The organism is Altererythrobacter litoralis (assembly GCF_036324225.1).
Classification (GTDB): domain Bacteria; phylum Pseudomonadota; class Alphaproteobacteria; order Sphingomonadales; family Sphingomonadaceae; genus Erythrobacter; species Erythrobacter litoralis_A.
Map to the genome: position 1 here is coordinate 1 of NZ_JAZDQV010000005.1, position 16,957 is coordinate 16,957.

The 16,957-nt window shown below is 62.7% G+C and carries 17 protein-coding genes; 7 read left to right on the plus strand and 10 right to left on the minus strand.

Features of this window, described 5'->3' with window-relative positions; translation table 11 throughout:
• Positions 1–303 precede the first annotated feature (303 nt).
• Positions 304–876 (minus strand): TlpA family protein disulfide reductase, encoded by a 573-nt coding sequence (locus VRS74_RS06265; RefSeq protein ID WP_354144396.1) that lies wholly within the window; start codon positions 874–876, stop codon positions 304–306.
• 16 nt (positions 877–892) lie between these two features.
• Here VRS74_RS06265 and argH point away from each other — a divergent pair, with 16 nt between their 5' ends.
• Genes argH through VRS74_RS06285 form a run of 4 tightly spaced genes read left to right on the plus strand, consistent with a single transcriptional unit; the run spans position 893 to position 4,592 of the window.
• On the plus strand, positions 893–2,272 hold the full coding sequence (argH, locus tag VRS74_RS06270; protein ID WP_354144569.1) for an argininosuccinate lyase: 1,380 nt from the start codon (positions 893–895) through the stop codon (positions 2,270–2,272).
• The gene (lptM, locus tag VRS74_RS06275; RefSeq protein ID WP_354144397.1) at positions 2,269–2,505 is read left to right on the plus strand and encodes an LPS translocon maturation chaperone LptM; all 237 of its coding nucleotides are present in this window, start codon (positions 2,269–2,271) and stop codon (positions 2,503–2,505) included. Before argH ends, lptM begins: the two co-directional genes overlap by 4 nt.
• A 17-nt stretch (positions 2,506–2,522) precedes the next feature.
• Positions 2,523–3,782: a diaminopimelate decarboxylase gene (gene lysA, locus VRS74_RS06280; RefSeq protein ID WP_354144398.1), complete on the plus strand. Its 1,260-nt coding sequence runs from the start codon at positions 2,523–2,525 to the stop codon at positions 3,780–3,782.
• A 15-nt stretch (positions 3,783–3,797) separates the two neighbouring features.
• Positions 3,798–4,592, plus strand: a complete 795-nt coding sequence (locus tag VRS74_RS06285; RefSeq protein ID WP_354144399.1) for a siroheme synthase — start codon at positions 3,798–3,800, stop codon at positions 4,590–4,592.
• A 2-nt stretch (positions 4,593–4,594) separates the two neighbouring features.
• Here the strand turns inward: VRS74_RS06285 and VRS74_RS06290 are convergent, their stop codons facing one another.
• Both VRS74_RS06290 and VRS74_RS06295 read right to left on the minus strand, forming a co-directional pair.
• The gene (locus VRS74_RS06290) at positions 4,595–5,572 is read right to left on the minus strand and encodes a MarR family winged helix-turn-helix transcriptional regulator (RefSeq protein ID WP_354144400.1); all 978 of its coding nucleotides are present in this window, start codon (positions 5,570–5,572) and stop codon (positions 4,595–4,597) included.
• A 93-nt stretch (positions 5,573–5,665) separates the two neighbouring features.
• Entirely contained in the window at positions 5,666–6,955 is a 1,290-nt protein-coding gene (locus VRS74_RS06295) for an adenylosuccinate synthase (RefSeq protein WP_354144401.1), read from the minus strand.
• Positions 6,956–7,195: 240 nt separating this feature from the next.
• Here VRS74_RS06295 and VRS74_RS06300 point away from each other — a divergent pair, with 240 nt between their 5' ends.
• Positions 7,196–8,233 (plus strand): alpha/beta hydrolase, encoded by a 1,038-nt coding sequence (locus VRS74_RS06300; RefSeq protein ID WP_354144402.1) that lies wholly within the window; start codon positions 7,196–7,198, stop codon positions 8,231–8,233.
• Between the two features lie 40 nt (positions 8,234–8,273).
• Here VRS74_RS06300 and VRS74_RS06305 read toward each other — a convergent pair whose 3' ends face one another.
• From VRS74_RS06305 to VRS74_RS06325, 5 genes are all read right to left on the minus strand, one after another.
• Entirely contained in the window at positions 8,274–8,759 is a 486-nt protein-coding gene (locus VRS74_RS06305; RefSeq protein ID WP_354144403.1) for an MFS transporter, read from the minus strand.
• 32 nt (positions 8,760–8,791) lie between these two features.
• Positions 8,792–9,631 carry an MFS transporter gene (locus VRS74_RS06310; protein ID WP_354144404.1) on the minus strand — a complete coding sequence of 280 codons (840 nt, stop codon included), beginning with the start codon at positions 9,629–9,631 and terminating at the stop codon, positions 8,792–8,794.
• A 189-nt stretch (positions 9,632–9,820) separates the two neighbouring features.
• The gene (locus VRS74_RS06315; RefSeq protein WP_354144405.1) at positions 9,821–10,927 is read right to left on the minus strand and encodes an ATP phosphoribosyltransferase regulatory subunit; all 1,107 of its coding nucleotides are present in this window, start codon (positions 10,925–10,927) and stop codon (positions 9,821–9,823) included.
• Between the two features lie 28 nt (positions 10,928–10,955).
• On the minus strand, positions 10,956–12,542 hold the full coding sequence (gene serA / locus VRS74_RS06320) for a phosphoglycerate dehydrogenase (protein WP_354144406.1): 1,587 nt from the start codon (positions 12,540–12,542) through the stop codon (positions 10,956–10,958).
• Between the two features lie 109 nt (positions 12,543–12,651).
• Positions 12,652–13,782 carry a phosphoserine transaminase gene (locus VRS74_RS06325; protein WP_354144407.1) on the minus strand — a complete coding sequence of 377 codons (1,131 nt, stop codon included), beginning with the start codon at positions 13,780–13,782 and terminating at the stop codon, positions 12,652–12,654.
• Between the two features lie 198 nt (positions 13,783–13,980).
• Between VRS74_RS06325 and VRS74_RS06330 the strand changes: the two genes are divergently transcribed.
• On the plus strand, positions 13,981–14,451 hold the full coding sequence (locus VRS74_RS06330) for a hypothetical protein (RefSeq protein WP_354144408.1): 471 nt from the start codon (positions 13,981–13,983) through the stop codon (positions 14,449–14,451).
• 152 nt (positions 14,452–14,603) lie between these two features.
• Positions 14,604–15,818, plus strand: coding sequence for a glycosyltransferase family 4 protein (locus VRS74_RS06335; protein ID WP_354144570.1), 1,215 nt, complete (start codon positions 14,604–14,606; stop codon positions 15,816–15,818).
• Here the strand turns inward: VRS74_RS06335 and VRS74_RS06340 are convergent.
• Positions 15,810–16,247: a hypothetical protein gene (locus VRS74_RS06340; protein ID WP_354144409.1), complete on the minus strand. Its 438-nt coding sequence runs from the start codon at positions 16,245–16,247 to the stop codon at positions 15,810–15,812. The genes VRS74_RS06335 and VRS74_RS06340 overlap by 9 nt on opposite strands.
• A gap of 89 nt (positions 16,248–16,336) precedes the next feature.
• Entirely contained in the window at positions 16,337–16,954 is a 618-nt protein-coding gene (locus VRS74_RS06345) for a PadR family transcriptional regulator (protein WP_354144410.1), read from the minus strand.
• Positions 16,955–16,957: the final 3 nt, after the last annotated feature.

Here is a 16,957-nt window from a genome sequence, read left to right on the forward strand (position 1 = left end):
GCCCACACGTTCATGTCCGCCATCTGCGTCGCCGCAACCGTCATCTTCTGGCTGCCGCAATGAGTCCTGAGCCTAGGCAGGCCCGCTTATCGCAGGGTTAGTTGCGACCGCTTGAGCAAATCTGACAGGTAGGCGCGCGTGTGGTTGGCCTTGGCGATCGACTGGACGGCATCGGCATCGGTAATGTTGCCGCGCATCGAAGCCTCAAGTCCGTCGAGATATTTGTCATAATCGCGAGCCGCGGCGCGCCGGACAATCTCACCTGCATCATTGTCCGCGTGCTCTGAAGGTTCGCGCGAAACGCTATTCCTTGAGTGCTTCCCCTATCGCCGCCAGCGCCTCTTCGCTGTCCCAGTGATAGCCGCCCGCCACGCGAAACACTTCTTCGCCGGAAGCATTGTAGAGCACCGTCAGCGGCATGACCCCGCCGCCTTCATAGCTCGCACCTAGATCGTTCTTCGGGTCAAGCCATGGTTCGAGATGGGCGAACTGACGCGCTTCGAAGAAAGGCACCACCACATCGGCCCCGCGCATGTCCTGGCTCACGGTGATCACGCGCAGTTCACCCTGCTTGGTGCCGGCAAGCTGGTCCAGCATCGGCATCTCGACCACGCAGGGCGCGCACCAGGTCGCCCACAGGTTGAGCAGCACTGGCTGGCCTTGCAGCGCACCCAGATTGAGCTGCTTGCCCGACGGGTCAGTGACCGTCACCGCGGGCATCAATTCGCCTTCAAAGCTGCGATCGATCTCCCCCGCCAATTCCTGCTTGGCATCGGCCAATTGCTCCTGCTGTTGCGCCGCGTCGCCTGCGCCACTATCGCAGGCGGCAAGAAAAAGTGCCGAGGCGAGAATAGTGAACGATAGCCGTAAGGACATGTCGAGCTCCAATCAGATGTGGGGCGGCAGATTTGCCGAAGGCCCTAGCGCGATCATGCGCGAAATCAACGCCTCGATCCCGTTCGACAAGGCGCTGTGGCGACAGGACATCGCCGCATCCAAGGCGCATGTCGCCATGCTCGGCGCGCAGGGTATCGTCAGTGCAGAGGACGCTGCGACGATTGCGGAGGGCCTCGACAAGGTCGCGGCCGAATATGAGCGCGACGGCGTGCCCGAGAACTGGGACCTCGAAGACATCCACATGACCACCGAAGCGAGGCTGGCCGAGATGGTGGGTCCTGTGGCCGGCCGACTCCATACAGCGCGCAGCCGAAATGACCAGGTCGCGACCGATTTCCGCCTCTGGGTGCGCGATGCGATGGACCAGGCCGACGAAGGGCTTGCCGCCCTTCAGCGCTCCTTGGTGACCCGCGCCGGGGAGCATTCCGCCAGCATCATGCCCGGCTTCACGCATCTCCAGACCGCGCAGCCGGTGACGCTCGGCCACCATTTGATGGCCTATTACGAGATGCTGCGGCGCGATCGCAGCCGCTTCGCCGATGCACGCAGTCGCCTCAATGAGTGCCCGCTCGGCAGCGCCGCACTGGCCGGGACCGGTTTTCCGATAGATCGGGCGACAACGGCGCAGGCGCTCGGTTTCGAGCGGCCCACGGCCAACAGCCTTGACGCCGTGTCCGATCGCGACTTCGCGCTCGATTACCTGATGGCGGCGAGCCAATGCGCGCTCCACCTCTCGCGCCTCGCGGAAGAATTCATCGTCTGGGCAAGCCAGCCGTTCGGCTTCGTGCGCCTGCCTGACAGCCTTTCGACCGGCAGTTCGATCATGCCGCAGAAGAAGAACCCCGATGCAGCCGAGCTGGTGCGCGGCCACACCGGGCGAGTGATCGGCTGCGCCACTGCGCTGATGGTGACGATGAAGGGGCTGCCGCTGGCCTATTCGAAGGACATGCAGGACGACAAGCCGCCGGTCTTCGAAGCGGCGGGCCTGCTTGCGCTCAGCATAGCGGCAATGACCGGCATGGTGGCCGAAAGCGAATTCCGCACCGACCGCATGCGACAGGCGGCCGAGCTGGGCTATGCCACCGCGACCGACCTTGCCGACTGGCTGGTGCGCGAAGCGGACATTCCGTTCCGCGAAGCGCATCACATCACCGGCGCGGCCGTCAAACGCGCAGAGGCAGACGGCGTGGCGCTCGACCAGCTGCCGCTCGACGTGCTGCAGGCGATCGACAGCCGCATCGACGATCGCGTCTACAAGGCGCTGTCGGTCGATGCCTCGGTCGCTTCGCGCGCCTCCTATGGCGGGACCGCGCCGAAGGAGGTAGAACGGCGCGTGACCGAAGCGCGACAGGCATTGGGGATGACTGGCAGATGAAGACAAGACTGATCCTTGCCGCCAGCCTGCTGCTTGCCGCCTGCGGGCAAAAAACCGATCTTGAGCCGCTCGCCAACCAGGAATTGCCTCCTGCGCCATACGGTGCAACCGAGCAGCCCAAGGCCGAAGAACTGCTCGAAATCGAGACTCTAGCTGCACCTCAGCGCAGCGTGGAGCTGAGGCGCCGCTCGGAAGAGCGCGCCGACGATCCTTTCGATCTCCCGCCGGAATAGGCCACAACGGGACACACATGGACCATTTCGCTCTGAAGAATGGCGTGCTGCACGCTGAAGACGTGCCCTTGACGCGGATCGCCGAAGAAGTCGGCACGCCGGTCTATGTCTATTCGCGCGCCACGTTGGAACGGCATGCCCGGGTATTCCGCGAAGGCCTTGAAGGTGTGCCTCACAAGCTGATCGCCTTTGCGGTAAAAGCCAACCCCAACCTCGCGGTGTTGAAAGTATTGCAGCAGCAGGGTTTCGGCGCAGACGTCGTATCGGGCGGCGAACTCATCCGCGCCTTGGCTGCGGGCATGGCGCCGGAGATGATCGTGTTCTCGGGCGTCGGCAAGACCCGGGCCGAACTCGAACTCGGGCTCGACAAGGGCATCGGGCAATTCAACATCGAATCGCGCGAAGAGGGGCGAGAGTTGGCCGAGCTGGCCGCCGCGCGCGGCGAGAGGGCACCCGCCTGCCTGCGAATCAACCCAGATGTCGACGCCAAAACGCATGAAAAGATTTCGACCGGCAAGGCAGAAAACAAGTTCGGCATTCCGATGGTTCATGCGCGCGAAGCCTATGACGAACTGGCTGCGCTCGAAGGACTGAACCTGCGCGGTGTGGCGGTCCATATCGGCAGCCAATTGCTCGATCTTGAACCGCTCGAAACTGCTTTCGCGAAGGTCGGCACGCTGGTCGAGGACCTGCGCGCCGCTGGCCACACGATTACCCATGTCGATCTGGGCGGCGGGCTTGGCGTGCCCTACAGGGCTGGCGAGAACCCGCCCTCCCCCGCCGGATATGGCGCGATGGTCGCGCGGGTGACCAAGGATTGGGGTGTTCACCTCACCTTTGAACCGGGTCGCGTGATTGCGGGCAATGCCGGGGTCCTTCTTACGCAGGTCGTGCGCGTGAAGCGCGGCGGCAACGGCCCACCGTTCGTGATCGTCGATGCGGCGATGAACGATCTCGCGCGCCCGGCGCTCTATGGCGCTTGGCACGATTTCATCGCAGTGGAACCCAGCGGCGAGCGGATGACGGCGAATATCGTCGGCCCGATCTGCGAGACCGGCGACACCTTCGCGCGTGACCGCGAATGCGACGCGCTGGTCGCTGGCGATCTGGCGGTGTTCCGTACCGGCGGAGCTTATGGCGCGACTATGGCCAGCTCATACAATTCGCGCGGTTTCGTGCCCGAAGCGCTGGTGGACGGCGATCGCTTTGCCGTGGTGGCTGACCGCATTCCCGCTGCAGCGATCATGGACGCCGAGCGCGTTCCCGACTGGCTCTGATCGGGGTCGGCCGGCATGATCCATTCGCTGCCGCTGTTCCACCGGATCAATGGCCAGAAGGTTCTGGTTCTGGGCGATGGCGCCGCCGCTGAACCGAAGCGGCGGCTGGTCGAGCGTGCGGGCGGGATCGTCGAAGCCGATATGCAGCGCGCGATAGACGAAGGCGTGCGATTGGCCTTTGTCGCCTATGAGGATTCGCGGGCCTGCGAGAATGCCGCGATCAATTTGCGCTGCGCCGGAATGCTAGTGAATGTGGTCGACATGCCCGATCTGTGCGACTTCACCACTCCCAGCATCCTCGATCGCGACCCTGTCCTTGTCGCGGTCGGCACTGGCAGTGCGTCGGCGGGGCTGGCCAAGCACTTGCGGTTACGGCTCGAAGCGATCCTGCCGCAAACATTGGGCCTGTTGGCAACCGCTCTTCATAACCTTCGCGAACGATTGCGCATGCGCTTCCCGGACAGCGCCGAGCGACGGCGCGCACTCGACGCGGCTCTGGCCGAGGACGGCGTGCTCGATCCGTTCGATCCGGCTGCGTACGAACGGGTCGAAAGCTGGCTGGATAGTGCTGATCGCCCGAACGCCTCTCAGGCCGAGACGATCGATCTCTCGAGCGATGATCCTGAAGATTTGACCCTTCGGCAGGCGCGCCTGCTAGGCGAAGCAGACACACTGCTGCTCGACGGCGCCATCCCCGATGCGATCCTCAACCGCTCCCGTGCGGATGCCAGCCGGCTGCCTTTCAACGAAGAGGAGCGCGATAAGGAACGCGAAGGGCTCACGGTGGTCCTGCATTATGCGCCCGGCTAGGATCAGGCTGCGCAAGCCAGCGCCGGCTCGCCGATCTCCGCAAAATAGCACGCCATGGCATCGCGCGCCGTGTCGCTGAGAGAAATGAACGCACGGCGCTTGTCCGCCACATCCTCCACCCGCTCAAACAGCCCGGCCTCGGTCATTTGGCGCACCCAGCGCAGCGCCGTCGTCGGCGGCACGCCTGAAGCGATGCAAAGCGAGGTGACCGACACCCGAAGCTTTTCGGCATAAGCAGCGGTGAGATCGAGCAGCATGTCCCATGCCGGATCGCCAAACAGTGCCGCATCGAAGAACTTCGCGCGCGCGTGGCGATGGCGGATGATCTCGCGAACAAGCCGGGCATCGGGCAGGCCCGGCTTGGCCAGCTTCTCAACCCGCGAGCTATCGGCAAAGCCGCGAAACGCGCTGCGCGGATCGCCCAACCGCTTCGGATCGCTCTCATCGTCGCCGAGCCGCGATCTAAGGCCTTCAAGCTGGCGCGCGATCGCATCGACCTGTTGCGTTAGCTGAAGAAGGGCAGCACGATCTTCGCGAGAGAGCTCTCGTACCCGCCCGCCGGCCAAATGGCCGAGAATGCGCCCCACCGCCACCACCCGCTCCGCACGGCCCGGGTCGACCAATATCTGCGGCCGCGACTGGTCGAAGCAGGCGAACACATCATCCAGCGCCTCAAGTGAAGTGGAAACGATCAGCTGAGCGCCGGATCGCGCCACGCGCATGTCGAGCCGCGCCAGTGCCGCCATCGTGCCCGCATCTACGGCAGGGCAATCGAGCAGCACCACATCACCAAGCGCGGCGAGCTCTCCATCGAGCAGTGCGGCCACTTCGCCTGCCTTGATCAAACGGAATCCGGCATCGGCCAGATCCTCTGCCATCTGGTCGCGCAACGCAGGACGATCCGCAAAGACCGAGACGCTCGCAGCCAATCCCGCTCCATCGCTTGCCGGCCAATGCCGGAATTCGTCCGATCCGTTCATACAAATACGTTCCTGAATTACGATAGATCGCGAACAGGGTAAGAACAAAGATAGATCAGGTCAAGAATTCAGGGAAGTTCTCATAGCCAGCGATCAATCCATGAAGGGATCCCGCACCAGGATCGTGTCATCCCGCTCGGGGCTGGTCGAAACCAGCGCCACGGGCGTTTCGATCAGTTCCTGCACGCGCTGGATATATTTGATCGCATTGGCCGGGAGGTCAGCCCAGCTGCGCGCGCCGGCGGTGGTTTCGTGCCAGCCGTCCATTTCCTCATAGATCGGCTCGACCCCGGCCTGGTCGCCAGCATGGCTGGGAAAATAGTCCATGATCTTGCCGTTGAGGCGATAGCCAGTGCAGATCTTCACCTTGTCGAAGCCGTCGAGCACGTCGAGCTTGGTGAGCGCGATTCCCGTCACACCCGAGATGGCGCAGCTCTGGCGCACCAGCACCGCATCGAACCAGCCGCAGCGGCGCTTGCGCCCAGTGACGGTGCCGAATTCGTGCCCGCGCTCGCCCAGTCGTTGGCCAACCTCATCGTCGAGCTCGGTCGGGAACGGGCCGCTGCCGACGCGCGTGGTGTAAGCCTTTACGATACCCAGCACGAAGCCGGTCGAATTGGGGCCAAGGCCCGAACCCGACGCCGCGGTGCCGCTGACCGTGTTCGAACTGGTGACGAAGGGATAGGTGCCATGGTCGATATCGAGCAGAACGCCTTGCGCACCTTCGAACAGGATGCGCGCACCGGCCTTGCGCACCTTCTTCAGCCGCTTCCACACCGGCTGGGCGAAACGCAAAACGAAGGGCGCAATCTCAGCGAGGTCGGCGAGCAAGCGCTCGCGATCGACCGGCGGCTGGTCGCACCCGGCGCGCAGCGCGTCATGGTGCGCGCAAAGCCGGTCGAGCTGCGGTTCGAGGCTGTCGAGATGCGCCAAATCGCACACGCGGATCGCGCGGCGACCGACCTTGTCTTCATAGGCCGGGCCGATGCCGCGCCCGGTAGTGCCGATCTTGCCACTGCCCGCTGCGGTTTCGCGCAAGGCGTCGAGATCGCGATGGATCGGCAGGATCAGCGGGCAATTGTCGGCAATCGCGAAATTGTCGTCCGTGATGGTGACGCCCTGTCCTTCGAGCTTTTCGATCTCGGCCTTCAGCGCCCACGGGTCGAGCACCACGCCATTGCCGATGATCGATAGCGTACCGGTAACGATGCCCGAGGGGAGCAGGCTCAACTTGTAGGTGGTGTTACCCACCACCAGCGTGTGACCGGCATTGTGGCCGCCCTGGAAGCGAACGACGGCATCGGCGCGGCTGGCGAGCCAGTCGACGATCTTGCCCTTGCCCTCATCGCCCCATTGGGCCCCGATCACGGTTACGTTGGCCATGCTTACACCTTACCCCCTGCCAGGGGGATCCTCATGGTCCTTCGACAGGACTCGACCAAGGGACGGAAATGGAGGGAGCCTTGCGGCTCCGGATGCGCCGCGCGGGTTAGAGCGTGGGGCATAGGCAAGTCAAGCGGCGCGGCGTGTATGGTGCGGGCGGTTGCGACAGCTTGCGACAAATCGCGACTGGCATTCGCGGACGCGCAGCCTAGCCTTGGCGCGATTACAGGGAGATAGAAGATGCGCACAACTCGCATGATCATCGCCGGGCTTGCCGTATGTGGCGCAGTCACCGCCATGGCCCAAGAGCGCACACGCCTCCCTGCGGAATGTCGACAGGAGATCGTGCGACTTTGCGGTACCGACCGCAGCGAGATGCGCAGTTGCATGATCGAAAAACGCGAAAACCTCAGTGCACCGTGCCGTCAGAGCCTGCGGGACCGCGTACAGGCGAGTCGCGGTGATGCTCAGGGGGAAGCGCGCCAGTCGCTCCGCCGAGGCGCCCAAGAGATCGCCTATGGTAGCGACCCGCTGCAGAAGCTCGATTTCCATCCGGTATCGACGGATCGCCCTTCCCCGCTGGTGCTTTTCGTCCATGGTGGCGGCTGGAAGCGCGGCGACAAGCGCAATGCCACGGGTGGGTTCAAGGCCCCGCACTACAACGGGCAAGGCTATCACTTCGCATCGATCAATTATCGGCTGGTGCCCGAAGCCACGGTTGAACAGCAGGCAGCCGACGTTGCCGCCGCGCTCGCCAAGCTGCTGGCTGAGGCGGACCGGCTGAAGATCGACCGCCGCCGAGTGGTGCTCATGGGCCATAGCGCTGGGGCGCATCTGGTCGCACTGGTCGGCACCGATCCGCAATATCTGCGCGGCGCTGGCCTTTCCTATCGCGATGTCAAAGGTGTGATCCCGCTCGACGGCGCGGCCTATGACGTACCCGCACAGATGGACGAGAACGCGCGGCTGATGGGCGATACCTACAAGCAGGCGTTCGGCACCGATCCGGCGCGGCAGAAGGCGCTTTCGCCAACCCATCACGCCGCCGCGCCCAATGCCCCCGCCTTCCTTATCCTGCACGTCCAGCGCAGGGACGGGACCGCACAAAGCAAGGGACTGGGCGAAGCGTTACGCAAGGGCGACACCGACGCGACAGTGCAAGGCTTCGAAGGCCGCGGATTGCAAGGCCATGCGGAGATCAACCGCAGGCTGGGCGATCCCGACTATCCGGCGACGCCCGTGGTCGATGCCTGGCTCAAGAAGGCATTTGACGAATAGCCGCGCAGGATGAAGCAAACGCACCGATTGCAGACGTCGGCTAGTCCACCTTCGCCGGAATGCCCTCTGCCTGCGGCTGCTCATGGATGATTTCGGCGACTGCCTCACCGCGCCTTGGGAAGAGTACCGTAAGCATCAGGAATACGACGCACATCCAGGCGATCGCGCCAGACCAATAGAGCCATTGCGGATACCCGTTTCCGGCCGTCTCTGTGGCAAGCCATGCCCCGATCGGACGACCAAAGTTGCCGACGGCCATGTAGATCGTGAACTGGGTCGCTGCGACCACGGGCGAACACATCCGCATGCAAATCGGGATGATCGCAATAATGTAGAGCAATGCAAAGATGTCGACGATGACCGTGAAGGAAATCAGCAGCCAGCTTTGCGACCACAATGGTTGAGCAAACCCCATTGCCAGCAACATGGTCGCGCCTCCGCCGGCACCTATGATCAAGCCTTTTCGCGAGCCGATCTTGTCGATGAACCAGCCGCCTAGGATCAACCCCAATGCACCACTGATCAAATTCGAGCTCGATATCATGTTGGTGTAATCACTTATCTGCCAGCCTGCGGTTGAGTGAAGAGCTCGGGATGGAACGCTTCGAAGGCACCGTAGGGAACCGAACGAAGCAGCAAAACCGGCACGGCGGCGAGCGTCAGAGGGACATAGAGGGCCTTGAAAGAACCACGTAATAGCGGCCACCATGCATCGACCTTGATTTTCGCATTCAGCGGATGACTCGCACCGGCCGTCCAGGGCAGCAAACGTTCGCCTGATCTTTCGCGAATACAGATTCCGTAAATCATGACCAGCAAGGGGAACATCGACAGGCCAAGCAGGCCAACGGTAATGCCCCATTTCTGGAACATGTATCCGCCTAAGGCTGTGGCCGCCGACATGCCCAGCAATTGCGCTCCGAACATGATGCCGGCTGCCTTTGCCCGTTCGTTGTCGGGCATGATATCGACCGCCAGGCTGTCTATCCCTACATCCTGAAAGGTAACTGCCGTGTTGGCGCAAAAGCTCAGTGCTGAGAGCAGGAAAATGTAAGCGGAAGCAGGGGACACTATTGCCCCGGTCAGGAAAACCGCAACGATCACTGCTTGCGCCCCAATGATCCATGATCGCCGTCGTCCCATCGGCAAGAACGTGTAACGATCGATCAGGAAGCCATTTATGAGTTTGAAAGACCAGGGGAGCGCGGAGGCGGCAACGACAGAGGCGATTTCAGCTGTGCTTGAACCGTTCGCGCTCATCCAGGCAGGCAAGGCGTAGTAGAATAAGCCCAGCGGGAAGCCTTGCGTGAAATAGAAAAGAAGCAGCGTGAACAAACGCAGAGGCTTGCTTCGGCTCAAGATCAAGCCACTTGAGCCAGTCGAGGCGACGGTCGCCATTATTACCCCCAGTCCCAATCAAGGGGCGACCCGGGACCAGAAGAACAAACCAGCCTGAAAAGAGATTGTAAAAAAACGACATTCTGGCTCGTTTTACGAAGCCGATGTGGATCAAACCTCTTGCCGTAAGTGAAGCTGGCTGATGATAGCGGGCCGACCGCTCCATTCCGAAGCGGCCGCCAGCCCGGCCTAAATCGCGAGCGGCTTTGCGCCGTCAAGCACGTGGGTGCAACCCAACGCGCGGGGGTCTTCGCCGTCGCCGATCTGCGCGATCGTCCGCCATCCATCGGCGCGCAGCTGTGCCGCAGCCGCTGCATCGTGGCCCGAAGGCAGGTAGAGCGTGTTGCATAACGCAGCATCTCCTAGTGCCTGGGCAAGCTGGTCGACATAGAGCGAGAAGCCGGTCGCGGCTTCTTCGCTCCCCTTTATCAGATAGGTGCCGCCCCGGCCCAGCGTCCCGCGCAGCCCCTCGGCAAAGAGGGTGAAGCCGAACCAGCTCTGGTATTCGAAGCCGTGCCGCTCGGTCGGGTCAAGCGTGATGCGTGCACGGGCGCCAATTCTTGCCGCAATCGCCTTGAGCCCGGTAATCCTGCTCGCAAGCGCCCCGCCCGCATCGATCGCCTGCAGCTTGGCCACCGCTTCGTCGAATGCACCGGTGGCATAGAGCAGCGGCAAATAGGCTTCTCCGCCCGCTTCCTTGAGCCCACCCGCATCCTTCATGTCCAATTCGCGGCGCACGGCATCGACTTGATCCGGCGCCAGCGGCATTGCCTCGACCGCGAGCGTGTCGACTAGGTCCGGCAAAGTGAAATCGACCGAAATGCCCGTCAGCCCTGCAACCGCCAGCGCCTCGACCGCGATCGCCACGACTTCGCCAGCCGCGGCGACAGTATCCGCCCCGATCAGCTCGGCACCAAGCTGCAACCGCTCACGCGCAGGCTCGAGTTGGTCTGCCTTGATCAGCGTGGTCTCGCCGCAATAGGCGAGGCGCAGCGGACGCGGCGCGGCAGCCAGGCTGGTCGCTGCAATCCGCCCGATTTGCGGCGTGATGTCGCTGCGCAAGGCGAGCGTGCGCAGACTGGACGGATCGACGAAGCGGAACATGCGGCGCGGCTGCACCCCGTCCATCCGCCCTGCGAGCGACTTCTCGAATTCGACCAGCGGCGGGCGGACCCGCGCATAGCCATGGCTCGCCAGCACATCCAGGCAGGCGCGCATGGCACGGGTAATCCGCTCCGCTTCTTGCGGCAGCCGGTCTTCGAGCCCCTCGGGCAGCAGGTCGTCAGCTTCGGTCATGACAAACGCGCGCTTGCCCGATCGGCGATCAAAACTCCAGCGCCTTCACCATTTTGACGCCTTCGATCTTGGCCGCCTGTTGGACCAATTCCTCGTTGATCGGCTGGTCGACACTCAACAGCAGCACCGCTTCGCCGCCAGCCTGGCGTCGACCAAGGTGGAAAGTCCCGATGTTGATGCCGGCCTGGCCGAGCAGGGTCCCGATGCGCCCGATAAAGCCCGGCGCGTCTTCATTGACGATGTAGAGCATGTGGCCGGCAAGGTCCGCTTCGATACCGATGCCAAAGATCTCGACCAGCCGCGGCGCAGCATCGCCGAACAGCGTGCCCGCGACCGAACGCGGCCCTTGGCTGGTCTCGACCGTCACGCGCACCAGCGTGTGGTACACGCCCTCGCGGTCGTGCCGGACCTCGCGCACGTCGAGCCCGCGCTCCCTTGCGAGATAGGGCGCATTGACCATGTTCACGCTGTCCGAATAGCGGCGCATGAACCCGGCCAGTACTGCACCGGTAATCGGCTTGCCGTTGAGGCTGGCAGCGGCGCCTTCGCGCTCGATGCTGATCTTCTCGAGATTGCCATGCGACAGCTGGCCCACCAGGCTGCCGAGCTTTTCGGCGAGCGCCATATAGGGCTTGAGCTTGGGCGCTTCCTCCGCGCTAAGCGAAGGCATGTTGAGGGCATTGGTCACGCCGCCGTTGACGAGGAAATCGCTGATCTGCTCGGCAACCTGCAACGCGACATTGACCTGCGCTTCAGTGGTCGAAGCACCGAGGTGCGGAGTGCAGATGAAGCCGGGCGTGCCAAACAGCGGGTGATCGGGCGCGGGCGGCTCCTTTTCGAACACGTCGAGCGCAGCGCCGGCAACCTGCCCGCTTAGCAACAGGTCCTTCAGCGCGACTTCGTCGATCAACCCGCCGCGCGCGCAATTGACGATGCGAATGCCCGGCTTGGCATTCTCGAGCCGCTCGCGGCTCAGTATGTTGCGCGTCTGGTCGGTCAACGGGGTGTGCAGGCTGACGAAATCGGCGCGGCTCAACAGCGTATCGAGATCGACCTTCTCGATACCCATTTCGATCGCGCGGTCTTCGGTCAGGAAGGGATCGTATGCGATCACCTTCATCTTGAGCCCCTGCGCGCGGCTGGCCACGATCGAACCGATATTGCCCGCACCGATCAGGCCCAGCGTCTTGCCGGTCACTTCGATGCCCATGAAGTCGTTCTTGGGCCATTCGCCTGCCTGCGTGCGGCGGTCAGCCTCGGGAATCTGGCGGGCCAGCGCCATGATCATCGCAATCGCATGTTCAGCGGTCGTGATCGAATTGCCGAACGGCGTGTTCATCACCACGACGCCCTTCGAACTGGCGTAGGGGATGTCGACATTGTCGACGCCGATGCCAGCGCGACCGATCACCTTGAGGTTGGGCGCGGCGTCGAGGATTTCCTTCGTCACCTTGGTAGCCGAACGGATCGCCAGGCCGTCATACTGGCCGATGATCGCCTTGAGCTCTTCCGGCGTCTTGCCGGTGATGACGTCAACGTCGCAGCCGCGCTCGGCAAAGATCTTGGCTGCGTTGGGGTCCATCTTGTCAGAGATGAGGACTTTGGGTTTGGTCATAATCTGTCTCTTTTCGTCATGCTGAACTTGCTTCAGCATCCATCGAGCCTTCTCGTACGCAGCCCGATGTGGAGAAATGGACCCTGAAACAAGTTCAGGGTGACGGAATTCATTGGCTTTGGAGAGTCGCCCAGGCCCAGTCGAACCAGGGGCCCAGCGCTTCGATATCGGCGGTATCGACCGTCGCCCCGCACCAGATGCGCAGGCCCGGCGGGGCGTCGCGATATCCGGCGATGTCATAGGCCGCGTGATGCTCCTCGAGCAGGCCTGCGAACTTCTTGATGAAGTCCGCATCGGCGCCATCGACGGTAAGGCAAACGCTGGTGTTCGAGCGACTGGCAGGGTCTGATGCGAGGTGGCCGAGCCAGTTGCGCTCCCGCACGATCGCATCGAGCGCAGCGGCGTTGGCGTTGGCGCGGGCCTTCATACCTTCGAGCCCGCCAACCGATTTCGCCCATTCGAGCGCGAAGATCGCGTCCTCGACCGCGAGCATGGACGGAGTGTTGATCGTCTCGCCCTTGAAAACGCCTTCGGCGAGCGCACCCTTGCTCATCAGGCGGAACACCTTCGGCAGCGGCCATGCGGGCGTGTAAGTCTCGAGCCGCTCGACGGCGCGGGGACCAAGGATAAGCACACCGTGTGCGCCCTCGCCGCCCAACACCTTCTGCCAGCTGAAGGTCAGCACATCGACCTTGTCCCAGGCAATGTCCTGCGCGAACACGGCGCTGGTTGCGTCGGCAATGCACAGCCCTTCGCGCTCTGCAGCGATCCAGTCACCGTTGGGTACACGCACACCCGATGTGGTGCCGTTCCAGGTGAAGATCACATCATTCGACCAGTCGACCTGCGAAAGGTCGGGCAATTCGCCATAATCGGCGCGGATAACGGTGGGATCGAGCTTGAGCTGCTTCGCGGCATCGGTCACCCAGCCTTCTCCGAAGCTCTCCCACGCCAGAGTGGTGAGCGGGAGCGCACCGAGCATGGTCCACATCGCCATTTCGACCGCGCCGGTGTCAGAACCGGGAACGATCCCGATGCGGTGCGTTGCCGGCACCTCGAGCACTTCGCGGATCAGGTCGATGCAATAGCCAAGCCGCGCCTTGCCGATCTTCGCGCGATGCGAACGGCCGAGCGATTCGGTGGCCAGCTTGTCAGGGGACCAGCCCGGCGGCTTCGCGCAGGGACCGGAAGAAAAAAACGGACGCACAGGCTTGCGCGTCGGAAGCGTATTCTCAGTCATGTAGACTCTCCTTGCAGAGAGCACGCGCGGCGTTGGGACCGCGTGGCCCGGCGGCCGCATTAGTGGCGCGATGCAACTAGTCAAGCCGGATTCCACGCAAGCGTTTCGACCATTTGCGATCGGTTTCAGATCGATTCGTCGCGCCTCAGCCTCGGCCTATCGGTTGACGTTACGTAAACCGAGCCTGTGGAAAAGACTGTGGGTATGCTTATTTACTATTTATTATCAATTGTTTGCTGCGCAGCATGGAAATTTGATAGTGCAGCATTGCAAAGGCTAAGATCGCAGCCCTCCATGATAAGAAACTTGGGGGGAGAGAAAATGCAGAAAATTGGTGGAATCGCATCAACGCTGGCAATCCTGCTCGCGATTGTTGCCGGAGTGGTCAACATTCCGGGCCTGGATGTCGCATTGGTAATCCTGGTACTCGCGATCATTGCGGGTATCTGGGCAGATCAGGACAACGCAGTCAGAATGTTCCTTGCGGTACTGGTGCTGCCTGTAGTCGCAGCGGCGCTGGCAAGTATCCCTGCCGTCGGCGGCTATTTGAGTGCGATATTCGGCAATGTTGCCATCGCCGCAGCAGGCGTCTCGGCCAGCCTCATCGCTCGTCGGATCTACGAGATGGTGATGGGCACGATTACCGGACTTACGTCCGGCAATAGTTAAGCAGGCCTCTGGCCTAGTTTGGGGGGCGGCGCGCCAATGGCGCGCCGCTTTTCTTTTGCGCGAAGCAAATTGCGTTACAGAACGGCAGCATAGCCAGAATTGCGTTCTCGCTCTCGCCAATCGCCGCGGGCTTCTTTATGGCGCTTGGCACCATGCAGACGAGCGATCTTCGCATTGCCCTGTTCAGCGGCAACTACAATTACACGCGCGACGGCGCGAACCAGGCCTTGAACCGGTTGGTGGAGTACCTCCTCCGGCAAGGCGCGGCCGTGCGCGTCTACGCTCCGAAGGTGCCCAATCCCGATTTCGAGCCGACCGGCGACCTGGTAGGGCTACCCAACGTCCGGATGCCCGTGAAGGGGCGCGGCGAGTATCGCCTCCCCACTGGCCTCGGCAAGGCGGTTAAGCGCGAACTCGAGCGGTTCCAGCCCAATATCGTTCATCTCTCTTCGCCCGATCCGGCAGGGCACGCTGCGCTGCGCTGGGCGCAGGACTATGACATTCCTGTGCTCGCTTCGGTCCACACCCGCTTCGAAACCTACCCGCGTTACTATGGAATGGCTTTTCTTGAGCCGGTTATCGAATGGATCCTGCGGCGGTTGTACAATCGCTGCGACGCGCTCGTCGCGCCTTCGCAAAGCCTGGTCGACACCCTTATCGAACAGGACATGCATGACGATATCGCTATCTGGTCACGCGGGGTCGATCGCACGATCTTCGATCCGAGCAAGCGCGACCTGGAATGGCGCCGCGCGCACGGACTTGCGGATGACGATGTCGCGGTCGTGTTCCTGGGCCGACTGGTCATGGAAAAGGGGCTCGACGTCTTCACCGACACGATCGTGCAACTGCGCAAGCGGCAGATCACGCACAAGGTGCTGGTGATCGGCGACGGCCCCGCGCGCGGCTGGTTCGAGGCGAACTTGCCCGGCGGGAGCTTCGCCGGTTTCAAGACTGGCGCGGCGCTGGGCGCGGCACTGGCGAGTGGTGACATATTCTTCAACCCATCCGTCACCGAAGCCTTTGGCAACGTCACGCTTGAGGCAATGGCGAGCGGCCTCCCCGTCGTTGCCGCCGGAGCGACTGGCAGCGCAAGCATCGTGGTGGACGGTGTTACAGGCAAGCTGGTGCCGTTGGCCGGCCAGTCGGCCGATGTAAATCGATGCGCAGACGCGCTAGCTGAATATTGCACCGATCCGGTCCTGCGTGCGGCACACGGCGCGGCGGGCGAACGCAAGGCGCGCGAATACAGCTGGGATGCAATCAACCAGGTCGTCGCCGACACCTACATTAGACTGGTCGAGCGGCGCCGGGCCGAGCAGGATGCCGACGCCGCCAAGCTCAAGGCCGCGCTTGACCTAGCGTAGGACGCCTGCCGCCTTCATCCGGTGCGCATAGTAAAGCAATGCGGCCGCGATCCCGATGATCACAAGCGAGAACACCTTTGCTGCGGAGGACTGCATGATCGCAGGCGGTTCGACGACAAACGGGTAAAGGTTAGACAATACTGCACCCGCCAGCGAAAGTGCGTAAGCGGTCACGGCAAAGTGGTTCCGCAGAAGTAGCAGGATCGATCCAGCCAGAGCACCCCAAACGCCAAATGCCCAGGCGATATCCGCCCAGATCGGGAAGTTATCGATGTAAGCCAAGGCTTCCTCGGTGAAGCCCATCCCTTCAAGGTACTCCATGTTGCGCATGCGGGTTTGCGTGTAATCATAGGCGCCAACCGAGTTCCACAGCAGGCTGACCAAACCTATCGCCCACAGGTGCCAGGGCGTCTTTGCGGCATCGTTCATAGCGATCCTCCCCCTCATTCCCCGCATAGCGCGGAGTCGATGAGGGAGAGACTATGCTGCAAGCTGCGCAAGCGCAAACCGGTTAAGAGTCAGAGCCGCTCGATCCGCTTGGCGACCTCGTCGATGATGTCGACGATCTCGTCCATCGCCGCCTTGTTGAGCTTGCCGGCCCGTGCCCGGTTCTTGATCACGCTGGCGAGGTTGCCCATCGCACGGAACAGGTCGGGCGAACGGACCTTCGAGCGCCTTTCACCCATGCGGGCCAGGCGCCGCATCAGCTCCTCGACTTCGTCGGCACGCGCGTTGAGTTCGGCGATGCCATCAACCGTAGCTTCGAACGGCTTCTTTGCGCCCTTCGCTTCCACTTCGGCGATCATGCCTTCGTCCTCAAGCATCTGCAGCGTGGGATAGACCGCACCGGGGCTCGGCGCATATTCGCCGCCGGTCAGTTCCGCGATCGCCTTGATCAGCTCGTAGCCATGGCGCGGTTCGTCGCGCACAAGCGCCAACAGGGCGAGCCGCAGTACGCCATGGCCGAACATGCGCCGACGGCGGCGGTGCCGCCCGCCAGCCCATTCCTCGCCTTCGTCTTCTTCCCACCTGCTGCCGCCCCAGCTCGCGCTCCAATTGCCGCCATTGCCCGCCATCATGGCGAGAAACGGCAAGGCGTCGGAACGGCTGAAGCGGCGGTGTTTGTTCCAGGTCATGGG

Excerpts from the sequence above, each read along its gene's own strand:
- VRS74_RS06265 (WP_354144396.1), bottom strand. The coding sequence starts at position 876 with ATGTCCTTACGGCTATCGTTCACTATTCTCGCCTCGGCACTTTTTCTT.
- argH (WP_354144569.1), top strand. The coding sequence starts at position 893 with ATGTGGGGCGGCAGATTTGCCGAAGGCCCTAGCGCGATCATGCGCGAA.
- lptM (WP_354144397.1), top strand. The coding sequence starts at position 2,269 with ATGAAGACAAGACTGATCCTTGCCGCCAGCCTGCTGCTTGCCGCCTGC.
- lysA (WP_354144398.1), top strand. The coding sequence starts at position 2,523 with ATGGACCATTTCGCTCTGAAGAATGGCGTGCTGCACGCTGAAGACGTG.
- VRS74_RS06285 (WP_354144399.1), top strand. The coding sequence starts at position 3,798 with ATGATCCATTCGCTGCCGCTGTTCCACCGGATCAATGGCCAGAAGGTT.
- VRS74_RS06290 (WP_354144400.1), bottom strand. The coding sequence starts at position 5,572 with ATGAACGGATCGGACGAATTCCGGCATTGGCCGGCAAGCGATGGAGCG.
- VRS74_RS06295 (WP_354144401.1), bottom strand. The coding sequence starts at position 6,955 with ATGGCCAACGTAACCGTGATCGGGGCCCAATGGGGCGATGAGGGCAAG.
- VRS74_RS06300 (WP_354144402.1), top strand. The coding sequence starts at position 7,196 with ATGCGCACAACTCGCATGATCATCGCCGGGCTTGCCGTATGTGGCGCA.
- VRS74_RS06310 (WP_354144404.1), bottom strand. The coding sequence starts at position 9,631 with ATGGCGACCGTCGCCTCGACTGGCTCAAGTGGCTTGATCTTGAGCCGA.
- VRS74_RS06315 (WP_354144405.1), bottom strand. The coding sequence starts at position 10,927 with ATGACCGAAGCTGACGACCTGCTGCCCGAGGGGCTCGAAGACCGGCTG.
- serA (WP_354144406.1), bottom strand. The coding sequence starts at position 12,542 with ATGACCAAACCCAAAGTCCTCATCTCTGACAAGATGGACCCCAACGCA.
- VRS74_RS06325 (WP_354144407.1), bottom strand. The coding sequence starts at position 13,782 with ATGACTGAGAATACGCTTCCGACGCGCAAGCCTGTGCGTCCGTTTTTT.
- VRS74_RS06335 (WP_354144570.1), top strand. The coding sequence starts at position 14,604 with ATGCAGACGAGCGATCTTCGCATTGCCCTGTTCAGCGGCAACTACAAT.
- VRS74_RS06340 (WP_354144409.1), bottom strand. The coding sequence starts at position 16,247 with ATGAACGATGCCGCAAAGACGCCCTGGCACCTGTGGGCGATAGGTTTG.
- VRS74_RS06345 (WP_354144410.1), bottom strand. The coding sequence starts at position 16,954 with ATGACCTGGAACAAACACCGCCGCTTCAGCCGTTCCGACGCCTTGCCG.